1 protein-coding gene and 3 pseudogenes are annotated in these 1,672 nt (G+C 35.3%); all 4 read right to left on the reverse strand.

Annotation, left to right across the window (positions count from 1 at the left end):
- Positions 1-119: 119 nt before the first annotated feature.
- Positions 120-350, reverse strand: a pseudogene (locus H3001_RS19020) (class I SAM-dependent methyltransferase); the annotation flags it as partial.
- Complete coding sequence (locus tag H3001_RS19025) at positions 331-648, reverse strand: hypothetical protein (RefSeq protein ID WP_428844997.1); 318 nt, start codon at positions 646-648, stop codon at positions 331-333. The pseudogene H3001_RS19020 and the gene H3001_RS19025, both read right to left, overlap by 20 nt.
- A 102-nt stretch (positions 649-750) precedes the next feature.
- Positions 751-1,322, reverse strand: a pseudogene (locus H3001_RS19030) (aminoglycoside adenylyltransferase domain-containing protein); the annotation flags it as partial.
- A gap of 77 nt (positions 1,323-1,399) precedes the next feature.
- Positions 1,400-1,672: pseudogene (locus H3001_RS19035) on the reverse strand (MFS transporter); the annotation flags it as partial.

Here is a 1,672-nt window from a genome sequence, read left to right on the forward strand (position 1 = left end):
CTACAGGATTACTAACTCGTATTAATATGTATATTATTACTGCCGCATAACGATTACAAAATTACACAAAAAAATATATCTAACAAAAGTGGGAGGATTTTTTAACTTTTTACCATAGACATTTTATGAGAAATATCAACACCTACAACAGAAGAAGCACCGTGTTCCATCGCATAAATACAGTGCCATCCATAGCCGCATCCTAAATCAAGCACACGCTTATCTTTAAAATCCGGCAGCAGCTTTCTCAATGTTTCCCATTCTCCTGCACCGGCTAGTCCCTGCTGTGAGCGACTCATTTGACTGTATTTTTGAAAAAATATATTATCATCATATTTGTTTTCTTTCATCTGAATTCTCCTCGTTTAAAAAGTTATTTATCTCCGTTGCAATTTTTTTCACTTCTTTATAAAGCTTCTCGGTCATATCGTAGCATTCAAAAAGTGAAAGACCGAGTACTTCAAAAATATGATTAACTCTTTCGGCATATTTTTCAGGTTTATATTCAAAAGTTTCAAGCAGTTTTATAGCTTTCTTTTCGCCCTTTATTTGCTTACCCTTGACATCAAAACTACGCACTCCACGTGGCTCGAGTTGATGGAATTGATGTCTTTGGCTAATTTTAGAGCCCGACGTATGCGGAAACATATCTATCAATTTTTTACTGTTTTTTGAGAAAACGAGGTATGAGGGAACATATCGAAGTAATAAACACCAATAATACGCATTAAAAACTAATCACTGTTGTATTTAAACTATTCGAAAAGGATTTAAATATTAAGGGAAGACTCTATAGATCTTTTCAAATAATTAACGAGTTCAATTATCTCAGTCTCCATTCCTTCCCACTTGTCATCATAATCTCCCAAATAAGCCTTTTTTGCTTTTTCAAGTAAAGTAGCATGCTCTTTGGCTAATTTAGGTATCGCCCATTCAGCAGCCTGATCTTTTGAGCAAATTCTACCGGAAGAGGATGTCAGCCACATTCTGGCTAAAGTTAAAATCACATTGCGTTCGTCACCTTCAATGCTAGCTATCAACCCGGGTAAGGATTCTTTAATCGCCCTTCGAATATCTGTCATTGGTACAGGCTCAATCACTTCTGTTGCCTCTGGTCCGAAAAGGTTAATACTATTTTCTCTTAATTGAGATAAAAGAATTGCTAAATCGGGATCATAAGTTGGCTCAGGAATTGCTCCCTTATCAAACTGCTCCCTTAGCCACTCACCATACATAAATTCATGTTTAGGAGGAAATTTCCAAGGGACAACATCCTTTTGATTTATGACCGTAACTTCAAGTGGTCTAATAGCATTTATGTTTCTATATAAGGCAAAGAGGATAATTTTTCTGTCACTGATTGAATAATATTATCTATCATACGAACACGCCCTTTATTTTATTTTGCATCTAATTTTCTAATCTCAGTTATCATTGGGCAAACTATTGCAATGCAAATAATTAAAATACCTGATAGTAAAAACCAATGATTTACATCGATTCTATCAGCAAAGAATCCAGAAAGAATTAACCCAATTGGCATAACAAGAGACATGATACTTCCAGTTAAAGAAAATACACGTCCTAAATATTCAGGCTTAATTTTCTCCTGAAAAAGAGCTGTTTGCACACCGCTGTAAAACGGAACCGAAAGCCCCATTATTGCACAGCA

Origin of the sequence: Phocaeicola faecicola, assembly GCF_013618865.1 — a bacterium.
Lineage (GTDB): Bacteria > Bacteroidota > Bacteroidia > Bacteroidales > Bacteroidaceae > Phocaeicola > Phocaeicola faecicola.

Excerpts from the sequence above, each read along its gene's own strand:
- H3001_RS19025 (WP_428844997.1), bottom strand. The coding sequence starts at position 648 with ATGTTTCCGCATACGTCGGGCTCTAAAATTAGCCAAAGACATCAATTC.